This is a genomic window from Streptomyces sp. NPDC102437 (genome assembly GCF_044765565.1).
Classification (GTDB): Bacteria; Actinomycetota; Actinomycetes; order Streptomycetales; family Streptomycetaceae; genus Streptomyces.
The window spans coordinates 175,782-198,495 of the sequence record NZ_JBIWKI010000005.1 but is presented as its reverse complement, the minus strand read 5'-3'; the positions used below and the strand labels follow the sequence as shown (position 1 = coordinate 198,495).

Below are 22,714 nucleotides of genomic sequence, written 5' to 3'. Positions count from 1 at the left end.
GTACGGGCAGCGCAGGCAGCAGCGGCGGGGAATCGTCGACCGAGGAGACCGCCGGGCCCGATGCGTCCGTCGTGTCCGCGACGTCGGCGGAGCCCGGTGCGTCCGCGGAACCGATGCAGTACGACGACGGGTTCGGGACGGAGATCGGCGTCGGGCCGCACCCGCTGCCCTGGCCCGTGGACGAGCGGTACGACCCGGAGCTGCTCGCCCACGGCGACCGGCGCAATGTGGGCGACGGATACCGGTACTGGACCCGGGAGGCGATCGTCGCCGATCTGGATCTGCGGCGGCACGACTTCCACGTCGCGGTCGAGAACTGGGGCCACGACTTCAATATCGGTTCCGTGGTGCGTACCGCGAACGCCTTTCTCGCCAAGGAGATCCATATCGTGGGGCGGCGGCGCTGGAACCGGCGCGGTGCGATGGTCACCGACCGGTACCAGCATGTGCGGCACCACCCCGACACGGAGTCGCTGACCGCGTGGGCGCAGGCCGAGGGCCTGCCGATCATCGGGATCGACAATCTGCCGGGGGCGGTGCCGCTGGAGCGGACCGAGTTGCCCCGGCGCTGCGTACTGCTCTTCGGGCAGGAAGGGCCCGGGCTCACCGAGGAGGCCCGTAAGCACGCCACGATGGTGTGCTCCATCGCGCAGTTCGGGTCGACGCGGTCGATCAACGCGGGGGCCGCGGCCGCCATTGCCATGCATGCCTGGGTGCAGCGCTACGCGGAGATCCCGGAGACGGGAGAACACGGATAGGACCCGTGGGCCTGGGGCCGGTCCGGCGGATCACGGTCGGTCCGGCCCCGGGCCCCTGCTCCCCGGGTGCCGGAGGGGCTGATAGGGGGCAGGGGCGACGGAGGTTGCGATCATGCCTGGCGGCGGACCTCCACCATGCGGAAGCGGTTGGAGACGAAGGCTCCGTCGCACAGCGCCGCGTTCGCTGCCGGGTTGCCGCCCGAGCCGTGGAAGTCGGAGAAGGCCGCGGTCTGGTTGACGTACACCCCGCCGGTCAGGTTCAGCGACAGCTGGGCCGACTCGTCCAGGCAGACGTCTTCCACCGCGCGTTCCACCTCCGGTGAGGTGGTGTACGCGCCGACCGTCATCGCGCCCTTGTCACGGACCGTGCGGCGGAGCAGCTCCACGGCGTCGGCCGGCGAGTCGACCGCTACCGCGAAGGCGACCGGGCCGAAGCACTCCGACAGGTAGTGCTGCTCGTCGTCCGGCTTGGTGGCGTCCAGCTTGACGACGACGGGGGTGCGAACCACGGCGTCGGGGAACTCCGGGTTGGCCACCTCTCGGGAGGGCAGGGCGACTTCGCCGAGATCTGCGGCTGCCTCCAGTCGGGCCTTCACATCGGGGTTGACCAGGGCACCGAGCAGGGCGTTCGCCCGGGCGTCGTCGCCCAGCAGGCCGGTGACCGCGGCGGCGATGTCGGCGACCACGTCGTCGTACGTCTTGTCGCCGGCGTCGGTGGTGATGCCGTCCCGGGGGATCAGCAGGTTCTGCGGGGTCGTGCACATCTGGCCGCTGTAGAGGGAGAGGGAGAACGCCAGGTTGGACAGCATGCCGCGGTAGTCGTCGGTGGAGTCGAGGACGATCGTGTTGACCCCGGCCTTCTCCGTGTACACCTGGGCCTGGCGGGCGTTGGTCTCCAGCCAGTCGCCGAAGGCGGTCGACCCGGTGTAGTCGATGATCTTGATCTCGGGGCGGAGGGCCAGGGTCTTCGCGATGCCTTCGCCCGGCCGTTCGGCGGCCAGTGCGACCAGGTCGGGATCGAAGCCCGACTCGGCGAGCACCTCGCGGGCCAGCTGCACCGTGAGCGCGAGCGGCAGCACGGCACGGGGGTGCGGCTTGACCAGGACGGGATTGCCGGTGGCCAGGGAGGCGAAGAGGCCGGGATAGCCGTTCCACGTGGGGAAGGTGTTGCAGCCGATCAGGAGCGAGATGCCGCGCGGTGCCGCGGTGAACGACTTCTGCAACCGGAGCGGGTCGCGCTTGCCCTGCGGCTTGGACCAGTCGGCGCTCGCGGGGGTGCGGATCTGCTCCTCGTACGCGTACGCCACAGCTTCCAGGCCGCGGTCCTGGGCGTGCGGGCCACCGGCCTGGAACGCCATCATGAAGGCCTGGCCGCTGGTGTGCATCACGGCGTGGGCGAATTCGTGGGTCCTGGCGCTGATCCGGGCGAGGATCTCCAGACAGACCAGGGCCCTGGTCTCGGGACCGGCCGCACGCCAGGCGGGCATGGCCGCACGCATCGCCGGAAGCAGGACGTCCAGGTCGGCGTGCGGGTATTCGACGCCGAGCTCCGGCCCGTACGGAGAGATCTCTCCGCCTGTCCAGCCGTCGGTGCCGGGCTGGCCGAGGTCGAGCCGGGTGTTCAGCACGGCGTCGAAAGCGGCCTTGCCCTCGGCGGCGCTCAGGCTGCCGGGGGCGCCGCCCTCGCCGTATGCCTTCGGATGCTCGGGGTGCGGGGACCAGTAGGCGCGCGTACGAATCGCGTCGAGGGCCTGGTCGAGCGTGGGGCGGTGCTTCTCGGAGAGCAGGTGCGGGGAGAGCTCGGCGGCCATGACGGACCAACTCCTCATCGAGCTGGGCAGGGAAGGGCGGACAGAGTTAGAGTAACCGAACGATCGGTCGGGACAAGGGGGCCCGCCAAACCTGTGGACAACTCGTAGGGGAGGATCGCGGACATGACCACGGCCAAGCGGGACACCTACACCCCGGAGACTCTGCTCACCGTTGCCGTCCGTGTCTTCAACGAGCGCGGCTACGACGGCACGTCCATGGAGCACCTCTCCAAGGCGGCGGGCATCTCCAAGTCCTCCATCTACCACCACGTCGCGGGCAAGGAGGAGCTCCTGCGCCGCGCGGTCAGCCGTGCGCTGGACGGGCTCTTCGGAATTCTCGACGAGCCGGGAGCGACGCAGGGGCGGGCGATCGAGCGGGTCGAGTACGTCACCCGTCGCACCGTCGATGTGCTGATAGCCGAACTGCCCTACGTCACGCTGCTGCTGCGGGTGCGGGGCAACACGAAGACGGAGCGCTGGGCCATGGAGCGGCGGCGCGAGTTCGACCAGCGGGTGACTGATCTGCTCAAGGCCGCGGTCGCGGACGGCGACCTCCGCTCGGACGTGGACATACGACTGGTGACCCGGCTGCTCTTCGGAATGGTCAACTCCCTGGTGGAGTGGTACCGGCCGCTGCCCGACGGAGGGGCCGACGGGGAGCGGCTGGCGGACACGCTCGTCCGTGTGGCCTTCGAGGGGATGCGGTCCAGCCGTTGAGCGGTTGGGCCGTTGAGTTGTCGAGCCGCTGAGGCGTTTGGGTGTCGATTCGTCGGGCCGCTGAGGTGTTGAGCGGTTGAATCGTTGATCCGTCGACGATCGCGGGGGTTCCGGCAGGCCTCGGTCAGGTGAGCTCGGGGGGTCTGTCCGTGCCCGGGGTCAGGTCCGTCTCCTCGAACACCAGGAGTGTGCGGGTGGAGAGCACCTCCGGGATGGCCTGGATCTTTGTCAGGACCAGTTCGCGCAATGACCTGTTGTCCTGGGTGTGGACCAGGAGCAGGACGTCGAAGTCGCCGCTGACCAGCGCGATATGAGTCGCCCCCGGCAGTGCCTGTAGCTCCTCGCGCACCGTGCGCCAGGAATTCTGGACGATCTTGAGCGTGATGTATGCGGAGGCGCCCTGCCCCGCCCGCTCGTGGTCCACGCGCGCGGTGAAGCCCCGGATCACGCCGTCGTCGATGAGCCGGCTGATGCGTGCGTAGGCGTTGGCCCGGGACACGTGGACGCGATCGGCCACCGACCGTATCGAGGCACGGCCGTCCGTCTGGAGCAGTCGCAGGATGCCGCGGTCGATGGCATCGAGCGGCCGCGCAGGCGGAACCTGGCCGACGTCCTCGCCCCCGTCGGCCATTTGTTCAGCTGACATGTGCCCCCGCCTCTCCGTCCTGGACGACCTGTCTCTATCCCAGGCTGTGGAGAACCGTTTGTCCACAGGCTGAAGGTGCCTGTAGCCAAAATGCGCTCGCGACCGAACAATCGGTAGGTGAGGCGCCCCACATCCGTGCCTCGGACAGCGCTCGACATTTCGATGCATTTCGACACCCCTCGGCATCGGACGATCCCCTGATGCCGACAGACGCCGCTCGAAAACCCTCGATGCCAGGAGGTGCTTGTCATGACGGTCCAAGAGCTGCCCGGCGCGGCTGCTTACCGGCCCACGCCGCCCCCGGCCTGGAAGCCGCTCACCGATCCCGCGCCGCTGCTCCCGGACCCCGAGCCGTATCGCGTGCTCGGTACGGATGCCGTGGCCGATGCCGATCCCGAGCTGCTGCTGCGGCTCTACGCGGAGCTGGTCCGAGGCCGGAGGTACAACGCGCAGGCCACCGCCCTCACCAAGCAGGGCCGGCTCGCCGTCTACCCGTCGAGCACGGGGCAGGAGGCCTGCGAGATAGCGGCCGCGCTGGTGCTGGAGGAGCGGGACTGGCTGTTTCCCAGCTACCGGGACACCCTTGCGGCAGTGGCCCGCGGCCTGGACCCGGTCGAGGCCTTGACACTTCTGCGCGGCGACCGGCACACCGGATACGACCCGCGTGAGCACCGCATCGCACCGCTCTGCACCCCCCTCGCCACCCAGCTGCCGCACGCGGTCGGGTTGGCTCACGCGGCGCGCCTCAAGGGCGACGACGTGGTGGCGCTCGCCATGGTCGGCGACGGCGGGACCAGTGAGGGCGATTTCCACGAGGCACTGAATTTCGCGGCCGTCTGGCGGGCCCCGGTCGTCTTTCTCGTGCAGAACAACGGCTTCGCGATTTCCGTACCGCTGGCGAAGCAGACAGCCGCCCCGTCCCTGGCGCACAAGGCCGTGGGATACGGGATGCCGGGCCGGCTGGTGGACGGGAACGACGCGGCCGCGGTGCACCAGGTCCTCGGTGAGGCGGTGGCGCGGGCCCGGAGCGGCGGCGGGCCGACGCTCGTCGAGGCGGTGACGTACCGAATGGACGCCCATACGAACGCCGACGACGCCACCCGCTACCGCGTCGACAGCGAGGTGGAGGCCTGGCGTGCGCATGACCCGATCCAGATTCTGGAGCGGGAGCTGACCGGGCGGGGGCTGCTCGGTGACGAGGGGATCGAGGAGGCGCGCGCGGCCGCGGAGCGAATGGCGGCCGCTCTGCGCGAGCGGATGAACGCCGATCCGGTGCTGGACCCGATGGATCTGTTCGCCCATGTCTACGCGGAACAGACCGCACAACTGCGGGAGCAGGCGGCCCGGCTGCGCGTCGAGCTGGACGCCGAGCACGACCAGGACGACATGGAGGAAGGGCGATGACCACCGCAGCGGCGACGGCCGGAGAGCGGACGGCGAAGGCCAAGCCCGCCACGATGGCGCAGGCACTCGGGCGGGCACTGCGCGACGCGATGGCGCAGGACCCGGCCGTGCACGTACTCGGTGAGGACGTCGGCACGCTCGGCGGGGTCTTCCGGATCACCGACGGTCTGGCGAAGGAGTTCGGCGACGACCGTTGCACGGACACCCCGCTGGCCGAGGCGGGCATCCTCGGGGCGGCCGTGGGCATGGCGATGTACGGGCTGCGGCCCGTGGTGGAGATGCAGTTCGACGCCTTCGCCTATCCGGCGTTCGAGCAGCTCATCAGCCATGTCGCGAAGATGCGGAACCGGACGGCCGGCGCCATGCCGCTGCCGATAACGGTCCGGGTGCCGTACGGCGGCGGGATCGGGGGGGTCGAGCACCACAGCGACTCCTCGGAGGCGTACTACATGGCGACGCCCGGCCTCCAGGTCGTCACGCCCGCCACGGTCGAGGACGCGTACGGGCTGCTGAGGGCTTCGATCGCCTCGGACGATCCGGTGGTGTTCCTGGAGCCGAAGCGGCTCTACTGGTCGAAGGCGGACTGGTCGCCGGAGGCGCCGGTGGCGGTGGAGCCGATCGGCCGGGCCGTGGTCCGTCGGCCGGGCCGCAGCGCGACGCTGATCACGTACGGGCCGTCGCTGCCCGTCTGCCTGGAGGCGGCGGAAGCGGCCGTCGAGGAGGGCTGGGACCTGGAGGTCGTGGACCTGCGCTCGCTGGTGCCGTTCGACGATGAGACCGTCGCCGCTTCGGTGCGGCGTACGGGGCGTGCGGTCGTTGTCCACGAGTCCTCCGGATTCGGCGGTCCGGGCGGTGAGATCGCGGCTCGGGTGACCGAGCGCTGCTTCCACCACCTGGAGGCGCCGGTGCTGCGGGTCGCCGGGTTCGACATTCCGTATCCGCCGCCGATGCAGGAGAAGCACCATCTCCCGGGCGTGGACCGGGTGCTGGACGCGGTCGCCCGCTTGCAGTGGGAGGCGGAGAGCTGATGCCCCAGGTACTCGAATTCAAGCTGCCGGACCTCGGCGAGGGGCTCACCGAGGCGGAAATCGTGCGCTGGCTGGTGGAGGTCGGCGATGTCGTGGCCATCGACCAGCCTGTCGTCGAGGTCGAGACGGCCAAGGCGATGGTGGAGGTGCCGTGCCCGTACGGGGGCGTGGTGACCGCGCGGTTCGGCGAGGAGGGCTCGGAACTGCCGGTCGGGGCGCCTCTGTTGACGGTGGCGGTCTCGGTGGGGGCGGATGAGGGGAGAGCGGGGTCCGGTTCCGGCTCGGGCTCGGGGGATGGTTCCGGGGCCGGTTCCGGTTCGGGCTCGGGGGATGGTTCCGGGGCCGCGGTGGAGTCGTCCGGCAATGTGCTGGTCGGGTACGGGACGGGTGCACCGGTGGCGCGCCGTCGTCGGGTCCGTCCCGCTGCCGTGGCTGCGGCTGTTCCGGCTGCGGCTGTTCCGGCGCGGGTGCCTGTGGCTCCGGCGCCGGCTCCCGATCCCGGGCCGGGTCCGGCACCGGGTCCGGTGGCGGTGGTCTCCCCGCTGGTGCGGAAGCTGGCGCGACAGAATGATCTTGACCTGCGGCAGCTGGTGGGATCCGGTCCGGACGGGCTGATCCTGCGGGCCGACGTCGAATCCGCGATCACGGCGCTGGCGGAGGGGAGGGCGGCTCCCCGGCCGGCCTCGGTGCCGACGCCGGAGATGGGAGCGGAGCCGGTTTCCGGTGCGGTGGCGGGCCCGGCCGCACAGCGGGTTCCGTTGCGCGGTGTACGGGGCGCGGTCGCCGACAAGTTGTCGCGCAGCCGGCGGGAGATCCCCGACGCCACGTGCTGGGTCGATGCCGACGCCACCGAGCTGATGGCGGCCCGAGCCGCGATGAACAGCGCCGCCGGTCCGGCTGCCGGGCCCAAGGTGTCGGTGCTGGCGCTGCTGGCGCGGATCTGCACCGCGGCGCTGGCCCGGTTCCCCGAGCTCAATTCCATGGTGGACCTGGAAGCGCGGGAGATCGTGCGCCTGCCGGAGGTCCATCTCGGGTTCGCGGCTCAGACCGAGCGGGGCCTGGTCGTTCCCGTGGTGCGGGATGCGCAGGCCAGGAATGCCGAGTCGATCGGGGCCGAGATCGCCCGGCTGACCGAGGCGGCGCGGACCGGGCGGCTGACCCCGGCCGAGCTGACCGGCGGCACGTTCACGCTGAACAACTACGGGGTGTTCGGAGTCGACGGATCGACCCCGATCATCAACCACCCCGAGGCGGCGATGCTGGGCGTCGGCCGGATAGTGCCCAAGCCCTGGGTGCACCAGGGCGAGCTGGCCGTACGACAGGTGGTCCAGCTCTCGCTGACCTTTGACCACCGGGTCTGCGACGGCGGCACGGCGGGCGGCTTCCTGCGCTACATAGCCGACTGCGTGGAACAACCGGCGGTGCTGCTGCGCACGTTGTAGACGAGAACAGCCGCAGGCTTCCGTTTCCTCCCCCTCGCTCGGTCCGGCTGATCGGCTCGATCGCCGACCGGGCGGATCGACGGAAGCCTGCGGCACGCATACTCGGATGCATGACCGCGTATGACGCCATCGTTCTTGCCGGAGGGGCCGCCAAGCGGCTCGGCGGCGCCGACAAGCCCGGGCTCCGGGTCGGGGGCCGTGCGCTGCTCGACCGGGTGCTCGCTGCCTGCGCCGACGCGTCGACGACGGTGGTGGTGGGTGGGCGCCGGTCCACCGTGCGGCCGGTGGTCTGGACGCGCGAAGTGCCCTCGGGGGGAGGTCCGTTGGCCGCTCTCGACGCGGGGGTCCGGCGGACCACGGCGGAGCGGGTTCTCGTGCTCTCCGCCGACCTGCCGTTCCTCGGAGCGGGGACGGTCTCAGCGCTACTGGCCGCTGCCGGAGAAGGGCAGCGGGACGGAGCCGTGTGCACTGATGGGGAGGGGCGCGACCAGCCTCTCGTCGCCGTCTACCGTGCCGAGCCGCTGCGCCGTGAAATCGCGCTGCTCGCCACCGAGCACGGCAGCCTGTCCGGGCTCCCCCTGCGTCTGCTGACGCCTGAGCTCGACCTTGCCCGGGTGGAGGCCGATCCCCTCGCCTCCTTCGACTGCGACACCTGGGAGGACATCGCATCGGCGCGGGCCCGCATCAGAGAGCATGGGACCGTGCTGGACGAATGGATCACCGCAGTCAAGAACGAACTGGGCATCGAACTGGACGTCGACACCGACGTCCTGCTCGATCTCGCCCGTGACGCCGCCCACGGCGTCGCCCGGCCCGCCGCACCGCTGACGACCTTCCTCGTCGGGTACGCGGCGGCCATGGCGAGCAGCGAAGCCGACGGCGACGGTGCCACGGCGGTGGCCGAGGCCGCGCGGAAGGCTGCCGCGCTCGCCCTTCGCTGGGCGGACGAGAACGGGACGCAATGACCACCGGAAGCGGCGGGTCCGACCGGTCTCCGTCTGCGGGCGTTCCGTCGGCGGGCGGCGAGCCCGCGGTGAGCAGCGGACTTGCGGCGCGGGCGGCCGAGGAAGAACGGGCCGTCGAGCAGGCCCTCGCCCTGGTCGGTAGCCGGTCGTCAGGTGAGCCTCACCCAACGGGTCGGCATCATGCCGCGGATCCGCGCGGCGTCGCGGATCGCCCCGGCGTCGCGTATATGCCACGGTCGACGGAAACGGAACCCGAACCCGAGCTCGAGCCCGAACATCGTTCCTCGGTGCAGTCGCGTTGCTCTTCGGAGCCGCCCCACTCCGCTGACGAAGCCGAGGCAGCGCCCCGTTCGCCGGCCCTGGACCCGAGCACCGACGCTGCCCCCGGGCAGGACCGTAACCGGCACGGCCGGAGGCACGGGCACGGGCCCACGACCTCCTGGCGGGAGGCGCGTGCGCTGGCCGTCCGGTTCGGGAGGTCCGGGCAGTCCGGCCGGGCCGGCGCGGTCCGAGCCGGCCGGCTTCCCCTTGGCCAGGCGCTCGGACACGTACTCGCCGAGCCGCTCGTCGCGCTCACCGATCTGCCGCCCTTCGACACCTCGGCCATGGACGGCTGGGTCGTCTCCGGCCCGGGGCCGTGGAGCGTCCGCAAGGCCGCCGAGGCCGATGCCGGATCGAACCGGGACCTGGGCATCCTCGCCGGACGGAGCGCCCCCGCCGCGCTTCCCGACGGGGACGCCGTACGGATCGCCACCGGTGCCCGCATCCCGGCGGATGCCAACGCTGTGATCCGCAGGGAACACGCTCGCGTGGACGAGGCCACGGGGCTGCTCCACGCGAAACATCAGGTGCTCCCCGGACAGGACATCAGGCCCCGTGGCCAGGAATGCCGTGCCGGCGATCAGCTCATGCCCGCCGGAGCGCTGGTGACGCCCGCCGTTCTCGGCCTGGCCGCCGCTGCTGGGTACGACGCGCTCGTCCTGGTGCCCCGGCCTCGCGTCGACGTGCTCGTTCTCGGCGACGAACTACTGACCGCCGGTCTGCCGCACGACGGGCTGATCCGTGACGCGCTCGGCCCGATGATCGGCCCCTGGCTGCGTGCGCTGGGTGCTGAGGTCTCGGCCCCACAGCGGCTCGGCGACGACGCGGCAGCCCTGCGGTGCGCCCTCACCATGTCCGACGCGGATCTGGTCATCACCACCGGCGGTACGGCCGCGGGCCCCGTCGACCACGTCCACCCGGTCCTTGCCGAGATCGGGGCCGAGCTGCTGGTCGACGGGGTCGCCGTCCGCCCCGGCCACCCGATGCTGTTGGCCCGCCTCAAGAAGAACGAGGAACTCGGGAAGGGCGAGGAACTCAAGAAGAACGACGGTCCGTATCTCGTTGGGTTGCCGGGCAATCCCCTGGCAGCCGTCTCCGGGCTTCTCACCCTCGCCGAGCCCCTCCTCCGCGGGCTGGCGGGACGGGAGGCGGAGGCGCCGTACCGGGTCGTCATGCGTGACGAGGTGCAGGGGCACCCGCATGACACCCGCCTGGTGCCCGTCGTGCACCGAGCGGGCAGCGCCACCGACGGGCGGTCGGGCGGCGGGTATGACAGCGGCGGCGCGGGAACCGGGAGCGGTGCCGAGTACGTCGTACCGCTGCACTACAGCGGTCCGGCGATGCTTCGTGGGATCGCTGCCGCCGACGGGCTGGCCGTCGTACCGCCGGGCGGGGTACGGTCCGGCACCGAGGTGGAGATCCTCGATCTACCGTGGGCCTCGGCGATGCCGTGGACGGAAGGGTGTTTCACGTGAAACTTCCCGGCCACGATGCGATGGCCAGGCGCGCTGACGAGCATGCCGTACCCACCCGGGTGCTGTTGCCGCGCAGGGTTGTCGACGGACCGGCGAGGCAGGTCGCCAAGCGGCTGATGATGGCGCTGCTGGTGCTTGCCGCAACGGTCTTGATCGTCTGGCTGGATCGCGGTGGTTATCACGACGCGGCTGACGACAAGGTCGATCTGCTGGACGCGGTGTACTACGCGACGGTCACCCTCTCCACCACCGGCTACGGCGACATCACCCCGTACGGGGACGGCGCCAGGCTCACCAATGTGGTGCTCGTGACGCCACTGCGGGTGCTCTTCCTGATCATCCTGGTCGGCACCACTCTTGAGGTCCTCACGGAGCGGACCCGGGAGGACTTTCGGCTGAAGCGTTGGAGAACCAACTTGCGTGATCACACCGTTGTCGTCGGCTTCGGGACGAAGGGCCGTTCGGCCATCCAGACCCTGTGTGCCACCGGCCTGAAGAAGGAACAGATCGTCATCGTCGACCCGGCGACCAAGGTGATCGAGATCGCCAACGCCGAAGGGTTCGTCGGGGTGGTCGGCGACGCGACGCGCAGCGAGGTGCTGTTGCGGGCCGAGCTCCAGAAGGCGCGTCAGATCATCATCGCCACCCAGCGCGACGACACGGCGGTGCTGGTGGCGCTGACGGCCCGGCAGCTCAACCGTGGCGCGAAGATCGTCGCGGCGGTGCGCGAGGAGGAGAACGCCCCGTTGCTCCGGCAGTCCGGTGCCGACGCGGTGATCACCAGTGCCAGTGCGGCGGGCCGGCTGCTGGGTCTTTCCGTCCTCAGCCCCAGCGCGGGCACGGTGATGGAGGACCTGATCCAGCAGGGCAGCGGACTCGATCTCGTCGAACGGCCGGTGATAAAGGCCGAGGTGGGCAAGAGCGTCCGGGAGACCGAGGACCTCGTGGTCAGCGTGTTGCGGGGGCATCGGCTGATGGGTTACGACGATCCGGCGGCCAGCCCTTTGCAGTTGACGGACCGACTGATCACCATCGTGCGTGCCTCGAACGAGTCGCCGTCGGACGGCACGCCCACCGGACTGCCGCGCCCACGCGACTGACCGGCCCGACCCCTGCGTTCGGCGGGACCGGCCCCTGCGTGCCGCCGACTTCGCCCCCTGCGTACGGCAGAACCGGCCCACTGCATGCGACCGGTCCCGCCCCCTGCGTGCGGCCGGCTTCGCGTCCGTCCGCGGATGACCGGGCCGGCCCCGTGCGGCGTCCTTCGTGGCCCTTCATCTGCGACGGAGTAGCCTCGCCGCCATGTATGCGATCACGATCCCTGAACCGGGCGGCCCCGAGGCACTCGTCTGGGCCGAGGTGCCCGATCCGGTTGCCGGCGAGGGCGAGGTCCTCGTCGATGTCGTGTCCAGCGCGGTCAATCGCGCCGATGTCTTGCAGCGGCAGGGGTTCTACAACCCGCCGCCCGGGGCGTCCCCGTATCCCGGCCTGGAGTGTTCGGGCCGCATCTCGGCGATCGGGCCCGGTGTGACGGGCTGGTCGGTCGGCGACGAGGTGTGTGCGCTGCTCTCGGGAGGCGGATACGCGGAGAAGGTCGCGGTGCCCGCCGGGCAGCTGCTGCCCGTGCCGGACGGTGTCGAACCGGCGCTGGCCGCGGCGCTGCCCGAGGTGACGGCCACGGTCTGGTCCAACGTCTTCATGGTGGCCCATCTGCGTCCCGGCGAGACCCTGTTGGTGCACGGCGGCTCCAGCGGCATCGGCACGATGGCGATCCAGCTCGCCAAGGCCGTGGGCGCGCGGGTCGCGGTCACCGCCGGGGGACCGGAGAAGCTGGCGCGCTGCGCGGAACTCGGGGCCGACATCCTGATCGACTACCGGGAGCAGGACTTCGTGGAGGAGCTGCACAAGGCGACCGACGGGGCCGGTGCGGACGTCATCCTCGACATCGTCGGTGCGAAGTACCTGGACCGGAACGTGCAGGCGCTCGCCGTCAACGGCAGGCTGGCCATCATCGGCCTGCAGGGTGGCATCAAGGGCGAACTGAATCTCGGTGCCCTGCTGAACAAGCGTGCCGCCGTCACCGCGACCTCGCTGCGCGGCCGCCCGCTCGCGGAGAAGGCCGCCATCGTCGCCGCCGTGCGTGAGCACGTCTGGCCGCTGATCGCGGACGGGGTCGTACGGCCGGTCGTGGACCGCGTCGTGCCGATGCCGGACGCCGCCGAGGCCCACCGGGTGCTGGAGTCCAGCGCGCACATCGGGAAGGTACTGCTGCAGGCCCCGACGGCCTGAAACCGGCCCGGCGCACAGGTCGTGGACCATGTGCGCCGGGCCTCGGTGTCGCCCACTGCCGGCGGGCTTGTCAGAAATCAGGGATATCGGAGGTGCAGGGGCCGAGGGCTACAGGTACGGGCCCGACCGGATCGCCCCGTGCGGGTCCCCGCTGCCGTCCTCGTCCTCGTGCGCGCTGCCCGGCGGAAGGGCGCGGCGCATCTGCTCCAACTGGGCCCGGGCCGCCATCTGCTGAGCGAACAGAGCCGTCTGGATGCCGTGGAACAGGCCCTCCAGCCAGCCCACCAACTGTGCCTGGGCAATCCGGAGTTCCGCTTCGGAGGGCACCGACTCCTCGGTGAACGGCAGGGAGAGCCGCTCCAGCTCCTCCACCAGCTCCGGCGCGAGGCCGTCCTCCAGCTCCTTCACGGAGCTGGCGTGGATCTCCTTGAGCCTGACCCGGCTCGCCTCGTCGAGAGGAGCCGCCCTGACCTCCTCCAGGAGCTGCTTGATCATGCTTCCGATGCGCATGACTTTCGCGGGCTGCTCGACCATCTCCGTCACCGGGACCTCACGCGCATCGTCGTCAGTGCCACCGCCGCCGATCGCCATGCCGTCCTGCCCCACCACGAGGACTGGGGGGTGCTCCTGCGACCGTTCATTCCTCGGCATCTCCATGGCGCCATTGTCTCGCACACCTGCCGTACGACACTGTGGTGCCCCCGTAAACGGTTGATCCACCGTCCACGGGGGCACCGAGTCAGCCGGTCAGCCCACCGGCCGCACCACCACCGCGGCCTCCGGCATCACCCGGCCCTCCGCGCCAGCGCCAGGCGGGAGCGGGTGAGTGCCGTGGCGAGCAGACCGGCCAGCAGCGGCACGCCGACGACGAGCAGGCCGAGGGTGGTCCAGGGCAGCACGATCGGCGTGTAGGCGGATTCCGTGGGCTCCATCCGCATCATCTGCAGCGCCTGGCGCAGGTCGACCATCCGCAGCGCCACCGCCGGCACCAGTCCGGCCAGAGTGCCGAGCACCACACCCGTGAGCGCCACCACCACGCACTGGAAGCCGGACAGCTTCCGCCGCACGCCCGGGGGCGCGCCGACCGCACTGAGCGTGTTGAGATCGGCTTCGGCGTCGGCCTTGGCGAGGCCCGTCGTGATCGCGGCGGCGCCCAGCGTCACCATTCCGGCGAACAGGGTCAGGATCAGCAGCATGGAGTTGTCGATCCCGCCGGGGCCGGACTCGGACTGAGTCCAGATGCCACCGCCGGACTGTTCGATCGCGCCGTAGGTCCGCTGCTCCTCGGCGCCCGTGGGCGGGTGGGCGACCGCGTACACGCTTCCGCTCACCTGGGTGCGCAGGCCGATCCGTTCCGCGGTCTTGCGCGGCAGGATCATGTTGATCCCGGGGGTGGCGGCGTACTTCTCGGGTGCCACGTACACCTTCAGTCTGTCCGTGGTGGTCCGCGCCTTGCCCGGGTGCAGCTTTTGGCCCTGCTTGTCCTTGTCGCTGTAGGCGTGGACGGCCTTGATGGTGACCTCGCCGTTCTTCGCGAACACCGGGTTGAGCAGTACCGGTGTGCCGGCCGCCAGCGCCTTGGCGGCAGCGGGGTCGTCGAGCTTCACATAGGTGCTGAGTATGGCCTCGTCCGCCACGACGATGCCGTGCTCACCGGCGTTGAAAACGCCCGACGACATGATGCCGACGAGGCAGGCGGGGGAACGCATCAGCTTCTTGTGCTCGTCGGCGGTGAGCCGCGCGGCCAGTTCCTTGGCGCCCTTGCCGGTGAGCGGGCAGGAGGCGGCTTCTCCGGCGGGCTTGACCAGCTCGACCGAGCCGCATTCGTTCTCCGCGTCACCGTAGACGTTGCAGTCGCTGCCCGCCCACGCGTGCCGGAAGTCGGCGTGCCCGCCGGTGACGGCCATGTTCCGTTCGACGGCGGCCCGTGCCTGCGGGAGCCGGGCGGCAGCCTTGTCGTCGAAGGCGGAGATGACGACGGTGTCCTCGTTCAGCACGGGGACGTAGTTGTACTCCGCCTCGGCCATGGCGCTGGACATGTACGTGGCGATGGCGACCGAACCGGCGACGGCCGCCATCACGGCTGCGACCGCGGGAGCGGTACGGCCACGGTTGCGGGCCGCGTCGCGCAGCGCCAGCCGGGGCGAGAGCGGCAGCCTGCTGCCCAGCCGCCCGAGGAAGCCGACGATCACCGGGATGCAGGCGAGCAGCCCGAGCTCGGCGGTCACCGAGCCGGCGGCGACCAGTGTCGAGTTCCCGTCGGTACCGCCGTACACGGCGACGGCGCACCCGATGGCCAGTACACAGGCGCCCAGAACGGGCAGCACCCGGGAGGAGCGGCGGACGCCGCGGCGTCCGGTGAGCGACTCCAGTACGGACTGCCGGCTCGCCACGATCGCCGGGGCGAACGCCGCCAGCAGGCCCGTGATCAGGCCGATCACCGCGATGATCAGCAGTTCCATGGGATTGAGGGAGATCGAGACGAAGCGGTTCCCGGCCCATTCCTCGATCACGGGGCGGAACACCGCGGTGGCTGCCAGCCCGACCCCCACACCGGCCGCGGCCCCGGCACCGCCGAGCACCAGGCCGCCGCCCAGCACCACGGCCCGGACATGACGCCGGTCCCCGCCGCAGGTGCCGAGGAGACCCAGCTGACGGCGGGAGCGGCGCGCACCGACGGCGAAGGCCGGTCCGGCGAGCAGCACGATCTCCAGGATCGCCATCGCGACCACGGTGACCAGTGCCGCGCTCAACTCCCCGGAGCTGTCCGGGTACGCCTCGACCCCCTTCCTGGCCAGCGGGATCTCGGACTCCGGCGGCGGGTCCAGGACGACCTGGCGGGACTTGACGAGGACGCCCGACTTATTGGCCGCCATGACGTCCGGCCAGGTCACCCCCACCCCCTCGGGACCCTTGACCAGCCATTCCTTGGACCCGACGTTCGGCGGCAGCACCTTCTTGTCATGGTCGGCCCTGGCCTGCCACGGGGCGATGACCGCTCCCGGATCGGCGTACAGCGCCTCGACGTTCAGCTGGTCCGGCTGCTCGACCACGCCGGTGATCGTGTACTTCTTGCCGAAGTTGCGCACGGTGGTGGTCGAACCGATGTGCAGGCCGGTCGACTTCAGGAACGGCTCGGTGGCCGCCACCTGGTCCTTGCCGTGCGGGAACGCACCGCGTACGAGGTCGATCTTGCCGCGGGCCAGCGGGTCCGAGGTCCGGAACTCGTAGATCTCGGTGGTGGCGATGCCGTAGCCGGTGGTGATGCCGGCCGGGACGGACTGGATGCTGATCGCCCGTGAGCCCTTGGGAAACGTGGTGGTGACGTCGATCGACGGGCCGTCCTCGTCCACCGGCGCGTTCTCGTCGACCTGCTCGTACCTCTCCGCGTCGGGCAGCTGCAGGATGGGGCCGATGTCCTCGTCGCTGAAAAGCGCGTCGGCGGAGCCCATCGAGGCCGTCAGCTGCTCGGCCGTGGTCGGTGTCACGCTGCGGTACGTCACGTCGAGGGCGGTGACGCCGAGGACGGGTACGGCGATCATCGCGACCACCAGTGCGCTGCGGCCCTTCGACCGCATCGCGTCGTGCCGGGCTATCCGCAGGGCGGCGCGCCAGCCGGTGAAGACGCTCACTCGGCGGCCTCGGAGGCGAGGAGCGAGTCGGCGTCGGCGGTGAGCGTCTGGTCGACGACCGAACCGTCCCGGAGGAACACGACCCGGTCCGCCCAGGCCGCGTACCGCGGCTCGTGCGTCACCATCACGCCGGCCGCGCCCTGGTCGCAGCGGTTACGCAGCAGCGCGAGGACCTGCTCGCCGGTCTCGGAGTCGAGCGCCCCGGTCGGCTCGTCGGCGAGCACCAGGCGCCGGTCCCCCACCAGCGCACGGGCGATCGCGACCCGCTGCTGCTGGCCGCCGGACATCTCGTCCGGGAACCGGTCGGCGATCTCCAGCAGCTTCATCTCCTCCAGCGCCGCACGGGCCTCCTTGCGGGCCTTGCGGACGGAGACGCCGTCGAGCTCGCGCGGCAGGGCGATGTTCTCGGCGGCGGTGAGCGCGGGGATCAGGTTGTAGTCCTGGAAGACGTAGCCGATGCTGCGGCGGCGCAGGGCGGCGATGCCCTTGCGGCCCAGCCCGGCGATGTCCTGGCCCTCGATGACGACCTGGCCGCTGGTCGCGGTGTCGAGACCTCCCGCGATGGTCAGCAGGGTCGACTTGCCGGAGCCGGACGGGCCCATCACGGCGACGAGTTCACCGGCGTACACGGAGAGGTCGATGCCGCGCAGGGCGTGCACCTCGGCGACGCCGGAGCCGTGGGTGCGGGTGAGCGCCCGGAGTTCGAGCACCGGTGCGCCGGAAGGTATCGGTGCGTCGGCCGGTATCGGTGCGTCGGCCCGTGGCGCGGATCGGGGCGGGACGTGCGAGGACATGATGAGTGGTTCCCCCCTCGGAACGGGTGTGTGTGACGAGGTCCCGCGGTTCGCGGTCCGCTCTGCGGGCCGTGGTCTGCGGCTCGCGGTGTGCGTTTCGTGGTGCGCGGCGTGCGGTGTGCGTTTCGTGGTGTGCGGTGTGCGGCGTGCGGCTCGTGGTGTGCGTTTCGCGGTTCGCGGTGTACGTCAGCGCCGGCTGCGCGGGAGGGCGACACGGGACGCGGCGCGGCCGGTCGTACGGATCTCCGGGTCCGGCTCCGTGGCGGCGGCTTCGGCGAGGCGGACGAGCCGGGTCTCGCAGTGGTCCAGCCAGCGCGCCTCGGCCTCCGCCTGGAAGATCAGCTGCTCCAGTACGAGGAGCCAGGCGACCTCGTCGCGGTTGGCCGGGACGTCGCTGAGCGACTGCGCCTTGAGGCGGGTGTAGCCCTGCATCGCCTTCAGGGTGTGGTGGCGCTGGGACTGGATGACGGCGCGGATGTCGACCCCGGGCGCGCCGACCGCCATGGCGAGCTTGATGGCCAGCTCGTCGCGGGGCGGGTTGTTGCGGTCGACGGGCGTCTCGAACCAGTTCCGCAGCTCTGCGCGTCCGTCGTCGGTGATCGCGTAGAGGGCGTGGCCCTGGTCGTCCTCGTCGTCCTGGATGACCAGGCCGTCGCGCTCCAGCCGGCTGAGCGTCGTGTACACCTGGCCGACGTTGAGCGGCCAGGTGGAGCCGGTGCGCGACTCGAATTCGGTACGGAGCTGGGAACCGTATCGGGGCCCCCGTTCCAGCAGGGCCAGCAGCCCGTGGCGAATCGACATACTCAGTATGTATACCGAGTATGTCGATCGAAGCAAATCCCTCCTGGGGCTGCTCAGGGCTGCTCGGGGCTGGGCAGGCCCAGGGCCTGTCCGGCGGATCAAGGGGCCGGTCAGGGCCTAGTCCGCGCGGCGCATGCGGTACGCCAGGAAGCCCAGCCCCAACCCGACCAGCGCGATTCCCGCGCCCAGCGACAGCTGCTTCACCTGCCGCACGGCCGGTGAGTCCAGGGCCTGCCGCGAGAGCTGGTCGGCCCCGGCGGACGTACTCACCCCGGGCGTCGGTGTCGGCCCCGGATCGGTGGCCGCCAAAGGCGCGTAGGGGTTCTGGAGCGGACCGTCCGGGAGCGCGAACTCCCACGGCGAGAGCGGCCGCCCGGGCCGCAGCCGCCCCTCCCCGGCCTCACGCCCGGCCAGCGGCGACTGCGCGTCGTCGGCCGGCGGTTCCCCGTCGGAGGAGGAGGAGGAGGAGGAGTTGGAGCCGGAGACGGGATCGGAACCGGAGGCGGAGTCGTCGGTGGACGAGGACGAGGACGAGGACGAGGGCGAGGGCGATGGCGATGGCGATGGCGAAGCGGACGAGGCGGCCGTCGCGGAGCCGGCGGGGGAGCCGGAAGCCGGGGCGGACGGCGGTGGAGGGCCGGGAGGTGCGGGGGCAGCCGGTCCGCCGTCCGGGTGAACGGCCGTCGGTGCCGGCGCGGTGGTGGCCGGTTCCTCGGCCGACGGACCGGTACCGGGGACGCCGGAAGGCCGGGCGGGGGTTCCGGCCGAGGTGTGCGCGGGCGACGCCGCCGGGGAGCTGCGCGGCCCCGTGGGCCGGCCGGATGAACCCTGGCCTGTCGGCGCCTCTCCCGCCGCGGCCCCCAGCGCCGCACCCGCCGTCAGGACGAGGCAGGCCACGCACCTCGTGGGCCGTGAGGGGAGAAGTCCTGAAGCCATGGGCTCAGCGTCACATGTGACGGTATGTCCGGCATCTCGGCTGTGCGGTACCCAGCACGCGGCACCCTGGCAAGCGACCGCGCGAGCCCCCTCGGGCCCGGAGCGGTCAGGATCAGGCCGGGTCGCCCGTCGCGACGCGCAGCTCGAAGTGAGCGCCGGTCTTCGGGACGGCGGTGCCCGTCGTGGGGAACTGGTCGATGACCTGGTCCTCCGCGTAGGTGTTCCCCGGAACCTTGATCACCTTGACGGTCCAGCCCGCGGCGTCCGTGCATGCCCGCGCGGAGAGGATGTCCTTGTACAGGAAGTTGGGGGCGTCGACCTTGTTCGGGTCGTCGCTGTCCTCCAGCGCGTCCGTGCACTTCTCGGTGTCCATCGTCCGGTTCCGCTCCGGATCCTTGTGCTCGCCCGCGGCCGGCGACTCGTTCGCGGTCGTGCCGCCCTTGTCGTCGTCCTTCAGGGCGAGGACCGTGATCAGCCCGCCTATCGCGATCAGGGCGACCACGATCGAGCCCACGATCACCGGCATGTTCCGCTTGGAGCCGCCCCCGCCCGAGCCGGAGTGCGACTGCGTCTGTGTCTGCGGCGAGGTCGAGTACGGCGGCGGGGTCTGCTGCGGCACCGGGGCCTGGTACGGCTGGGCCGACTGCGGGTAGCCGTACGACGGTGCCGGCGTGGGGGCCGGGGTCGCCGGACCGTACGGGCCCGACTGGTACGGACCCGACTGGTACGGACCCGGCTGGTACGGGGTCTGGACGTTCTGGGGCGTCGCGCCGGACTGGTCGACCGGCGGGAAGACCGCCGAGCCGACGCCCGAGCCGCTGTTCGCCGGGGCGCCGCCGCCCGCGACGATCACCGGCGCGCCCGTGGGGCCGCTCGCGGCCAGCACCCGGGCGATCTCGTCCTGCATCGCCGCCGCGCTCGGGAAGCGCTCGTTCGGGTTCTTCTTCAGCGCGCGGGCGACCAGCGCGTCCATCGCCGGGGTGACCGCGCGGTTGATCGTGGAGGGCGCGACCGGCTCCTCCTGCACGTGCGCGTACGCGATGGCCAGCGGGGAGTCCGCGTCGAACGGGATCCGCCCGGTCAGCAGCTGGAACAGCATGATGCCGACCGAGTACAGGTCGGAGCGGGCGTCCACGCCGCGGCCGAGGGCCTGCTCGGGGGAGAGGTACTGCGGGGTGCCGACGACCATGCCGGTCTGGGTCATCGACGTGACGCCCGACTGCATGGCGCGGGCGATGCCGAAGTCCATGACCTTCACGATGCCGCGCTTGGTCATCATCACGTTGCCGGGCTTGATGTCGCGGTGGACCAGGCCCATCTCGTGGCTGGTGTCCAGCGCGGCCAGCACGTCGGCCGTCACCTTCAGCGCCCGGTCGGCCGGCATCGCGCCGTGGTTCTGGATGTCCGCCTGGAGCACGGAGCCGAGAGGCTGCCCCTCCACGTACTCCATGACGATGTACGGCATCAGCGCGCCGCCGAGCTCGTCCTCACCGGTGTCGAAGACGGAGACGATGTTGGTGTGCTGCAGTTTGGCTACGGCCTGCGCCTCGCGCCGGAACCGCTCGCGGAAGGACTGCTCGCGGCCCAGCTCCGTGTGGAGTGTCTTGATCGCGACCTGGCGGTCCAGGGCGGTGTCGTACGCCAGGTATACGGACGCCATCCCGCCTTCGCCGAGCAGGTCGCGAAGCTGGTACCGGCCGCCGGCGACCGAACCGCCCGCATAGCGACCCTGAGCGCCGTGTGCGCCGTCCTGGCTCATGACTTGCTCCCCCTCGGCGCGCGACTCACGCGATCATCCATTACGCGCCAAGTCTGCCCGAGGGGTACGACACGTCAAGCCGGGTGCCCGTTCCGTGACCCTACGCACAAGAAGCGTCTCGGAAGCGTTACAGGAACCGCATGAAATTTGCGTGGACGGCACGCCGGGCGGTTGGATGACCGGTCCCTCTCGGAAACGGTGCGTCCGAAAGAGGCTGTAGCGTGACGTGGCAATGCAGCTAGACACCGTGAGAACCCGCGGACGCGCGGACAGATACGACGGCGAGGACTGATGGCACCCGATTCCGAAGCAAACGGCGGCGGAGTTTCGGATGGCACCGACTCCTGGGGCATCGGCGGTGTCGTCGGTGACGGACGTTACCGGATGACCCACCGCCTCGGCCGGGGCGGTATGGCGGAGGTTTTCGCGGCTGAGGACGTCCGGCTCGGACGTACCGTAGCGGTGAAGCTCCTGCGCTCCGATCTCGCCGAGGACCCGGTCTCCAAGGCCCGGTTCACGCGCGAGGCGCAGTCGGTCGCCGGGCTCAACCACCACGCGATCGTCGCCGTGTACGACTCCGGCGAGGACGTCGTGGGCGGGGCGACCGTCCCCTATATCGTGATGGAGCTGGTCGAGGGCCGCACCATCCGCGACCTGCTGATCAGCGCCGAGCCCCCGCCTCCCGAGCAGGCCCTGATCATCGTCTCCGGCGTGCTCGAAGCACTGGCGTACTCGCACCAGCACGGCATCGTGCACCGCGACATCAAGCCGGCCAACGTGATCATCACCAACTCCGGTGCGGTCAAGGTGATGGACTTCGGCATCGCCCGCGCGCTGCACGGCGCGCAGTCGACGATGACCCAGACCGGCATGGTCATGGGCACGCCGCAGTACCTCTCGCCCGAGCAGGCGCTCGGCAAGGCCGTCGACCACCGCTCCGACCTCTACGCCACCGGCTGCCTGCTGTACGAACTCCTGGCGCTGCGGCCCCCGTTCACGGGCGAGACGCCGCTGTCGGTCGTGTACCAGCACGTCCAGGACATTCCGGTCCCGCCGTCCGAGGTCCTGGACGCGGTGCCGCCGGAGCTGGACGGGCTGGTCATGCGCTCCCTCGCGAAGGACCCGGACGACCGGTTCCAGAGCGCCGAGGAGATGCGCGGCCTGGTCCAGTACAGCCTTCAGATGCTTCAGGTGCAGGGCGGCCACACCGGTACGTGGAACACCGGCCCGGTCGCGGTGCACGAGGGCGGGCACACCCCGGCCATGGGCGTCTCCGGGGCCACGATGGCGATGGGGCACCCGTCGCACGGGGACACCTCGCAGGGCCCGATCCTGCCGCCGATGAACCCCGACGACGGCGGTTACGACGGCGGGCACAACGGCGGTGGCGGCGGCCGCGGCAAGCTGTGGCTGTTCGTCGTGCTGGCGCTGATCGCGATCGGGGCGGGCGTCGCCATCGCGGTCAACGCCGCTCAGGACACCGGCTCCAAGCACGAGAAGCCGCCGGCCGAGGTCTCCAGTTCACCGTCCCCGGAGAAGAGTTCGTCCGGGCCGACCGACGAGGAGAGCGACCAGAACCAGGTTCCGGAGAACTCCACCGGCAACCAGCAGGACACGCCCCCGAAGCAGACCTACTCCCCGTCGACCACCCCGACCCAGCCCTCCGAACCGCCGACGAACCCGCCGTCCACCCCGTCCACCGGAGGCACCGGTACGGACAACGGTGGCACGGGTACGGACAACGGCGGTACCGGTACGGACAACGGTGGCACGGGTACGGACAACGGCGGTACCGGTACGGACAACGGCGGCACGGGTACGGACAACGGCGGTACCGGTACGGACAACGGCGGCACGGGTACGGACAACGGCGGTGCCACCACCGGTACGTCCGCGGCGGCCGGGATCGCCGGTACGGGCACTACCCAGTGACCGC

Annotated in this window: 18 protein-coding genes; 10 read left to right on the top strand and 8 right to left on the bottom strand. The window is 71.1% G+C overall.

The annotated features are described in order from the left end of the window. Window positions 1-113 precede the first annotated feature (113 nt). Window positions 114-758: a TrmH family RNA methyltransferase gene (locus tag ACIRJP_RS09140; RefSeq protein WP_404170470.1), complete on the top strand. Its 645-nt coding sequence runs from the start codon at window positions 114-116 to the stop codon at window positions 756-758. Between the two features lie 110 nt (window positions 759-868). Here ACIRJP_RS09140 and paaN read toward each other — a convergent pair whose 3' ends face one another. After that, complete coding sequence (gene paaN, locus ACIRJP_RS09135) at window positions 869-2,569, bottom strand: phenylacetic acid degradation protein PaaN (RefSeq protein WP_404170206.1); 1,701 nt, start codon at window positions 2,567-2,569, stop codon at window positions 869-871. A 123-nt stretch (window positions 2,570-2,692) separates the two neighbouring features. Here paaN and ACIRJP_RS09130 point away from each other — a divergent pair, with 123 nt between their 5' ends. Beyond that, window positions 2,693-3,286 carry a TetR/AcrR family transcriptional regulator gene (locus ACIRJP_RS09130; protein ID WP_344512695.1) on the top strand — a complete coding sequence of 198 codons (594 nt, stop codon included), beginning with the start codon at window positions 2,693-2,695 and terminating at the stop codon, window positions 3,284-3,286. A 124-nt stretch (window positions 3,287-3,410) separates the two neighbouring features. Here the strand turns inward: ACIRJP_RS09130 and ACIRJP_RS09125 are convergent, their stop codons facing one another. After that, window positions 3,411-3,917, bottom strand: a complete 507-nt coding sequence (locus ACIRJP_RS09125) for an Lrp/AsnC family transcriptional regulator (RefSeq protein WP_376306118.1) — start codon at window positions 3,915-3,917, stop codon at window positions 3,411-3,413. 264 nt (window positions 3,918-4,181) lie between these two features. Here ACIRJP_RS09125 and pdhA point away from each other — a divergent pair, with 264 nt between their 5' ends. From pdhA to ACIRJP_RS09090, 7 genes are all read left to right on the top strand, one after another. Then, complete coding sequence (pdhA, locus tag ACIRJP_RS09120; RefSeq protein ID WP_356081752.1) at window positions 4,182-5,336, top strand: pyruvate dehydrogenase (acetyl-transferring) E1 component subunit alpha; 1,155 nt, start codon at window positions 4,182-4,184, stop codon at window positions 5,334-5,336. Continuing rightward, the gene (locus ACIRJP_RS09115; protein ID WP_404170201.1) at window positions 5,333-6,364 is read left to right on the top strand and encodes an alpha-ketoacid dehydrogenase subunit beta; all 1,032 of its coding nucleotides are present in this window, start codon (window positions 5,333-5,335) and stop codon (window positions 6,362-6,364) included. Before pdhA ends, ACIRJP_RS09115 begins: the two co-directional genes overlap by 4 nt. Next, complete coding sequence (locus ACIRJP_RS09110) at window positions 6,364-7,806, top strand: dihydrolipoamide acetyltransferase family protein (protein ID WP_404170198.1); 1,443 nt, start codon at window positions 6,364-6,366, stop codon at window positions 7,804-7,806. The genes ACIRJP_RS09115 and ACIRJP_RS09110 overlap by 1 nt, the downstream gene beginning before the upstream one ends. Window positions 7,807-7,916: 110 nt before the next feature. Further along, window positions 7,917-8,771: an NTP transferase domain-containing protein gene (locus ACIRJP_RS09105; RefSeq protein WP_404170195.1), complete on the top strand. Its 855-nt coding sequence runs from the start codon at window positions 7,917-7,919 to the stop codon at window positions 8,769-8,771. Continuing rightward, the gene (locus ACIRJP_RS09100) at window positions 8,768-10,567 is read left to right on the top strand and encodes a molybdopterin molybdotransferase MoeA (RefSeq protein WP_404170192.1); all 1,800 of its coding nucleotides are present in this window, start codon (window positions 8,768-8,770) and stop codon (window positions 10,565-10,567) included. Before ACIRJP_RS09105 ends, ACIRJP_RS09100 begins: the two co-directional genes overlap by 4 nt. Next, window positions 10,525-11,667 carry a potassium channel family protein gene (locus tag ACIRJP_RS09095; RefSeq protein WP_404170189.1) on the top strand — a complete coding sequence of 381 codons (1,143 nt, stop codon included), beginning with the start codon at window positions 10,525-10,527 and terminating at the stop codon, window positions 11,665-11,667. Before ACIRJP_RS09100 ends, ACIRJP_RS09095 begins: the two co-directional genes overlap by 43 nt. Before the next feature lie 202 nt (window positions 11,668-11,869). After that, window positions 11,870-12,856 (top strand): NAD(P)H-quinone oxidoreductase, encoded by a 987-nt coding sequence (locus tag ACIRJP_RS09090; protein WP_404170186.1) that lies wholly within the window; start codon window positions 11,870-11,872, stop codon window positions 12,854-12,856. 108 nt (window positions 12,857-12,964) lie between these two features. On the opposite strand, the gene ACIRJP_RS09085 is transcribed toward ACIRJP_RS09090, so the two are convergent. The 6 genes from ACIRJP_RS09085 to ACIRJP_RS09060 all read right to left on the bottom strand — a co-directional run bounded on the left by ACIRJP_RS09085 (window position 12,965) and on the right by ACIRJP_RS09060 (window position 20,778). Then, window positions 12,965-13,513: a bacterial proteasome activator family protein gene (locus ACIRJP_RS09085; protein WP_404170183.1), complete on the bottom strand. Its 549-nt coding sequence runs from the start codon at window positions 13,511-13,513 to the stop codon at window positions 12,965-12,967. Window positions 13,514-13,641: 128 nt separating this feature from the next. Further along, the gene (locus tag ACIRJP_RS09080) at window positions 13,642-16,488 is read right to left on the bottom strand and encodes an FtsX-like permease family protein (RefSeq protein ID WP_404170180.1); all 2,847 of its coding nucleotides are present in this window, start codon (window positions 16,486-16,488) and stop codon (window positions 13,642-13,644) included. Beyond that, on the bottom strand, window positions 16,485-17,282 hold the full coding sequence (locus tag ACIRJP_RS09075) for an ABC transporter ATP-binding protein (protein ID WP_404170177.1): 798 nt from the start codon (window positions 17,280-17,282) through the stop codon (window positions 16,485-16,487). The genes ACIRJP_RS09080 and ACIRJP_RS09075 overlap by 4 nt, the downstream gene beginning before the upstream one ends. A gap of 186 nt (window positions 17,283-17,468) precedes the next feature. After that, window positions 17,469-18,083, bottom strand: coding sequence for a PadR family transcriptional regulator (locus ACIRJP_RS09070; protein WP_404170174.1), 615 nt, complete (start codon window positions 18,081-18,083; stop codon window positions 17,469-17,471). A 117-nt stretch (window positions 18,084-18,200) separates the two neighbouring features. Continuing rightward, window positions 18,201-19,019 carry a hypothetical protein gene (locus tag ACIRJP_RS09065; RefSeq protein ID WP_404170171.1) on the bottom strand — a complete coding sequence of 273 codons (819 nt, stop codon included), beginning with the start codon at window positions 19,017-19,019 and terminating at the stop codon, window positions 18,201-18,203. A 112-nt stretch (window positions 19,020-19,131) separates the two neighbouring features. Further along, window positions 19,132-20,778 carry a protein kinase gene (locus tag ACIRJP_RS09060; protein ID WP_404170168.1) on the bottom strand — a complete coding sequence of 549 codons (1,647 nt, stop codon included), beginning with the start codon at window positions 20,776-20,778 and terminating at the stop codon, window positions 19,132-19,134. A 291-nt stretch (window positions 20,779-21,069) separates the two neighbouring features. Between ACIRJP_RS09060 and ACIRJP_RS09055 the strand changes: the two genes are divergently transcribed. After that, window positions 21,070-22,710, top strand: a complete 1,641-nt coding sequence (locus ACIRJP_RS09055; protein WP_404170165.1) for a protein kinase — start codon at window positions 21,070-21,072, stop codon at window positions 22,708-22,710. The last annotated feature ends 4 nt before the right edge of the window (window positions 22,711-22,714 follow it).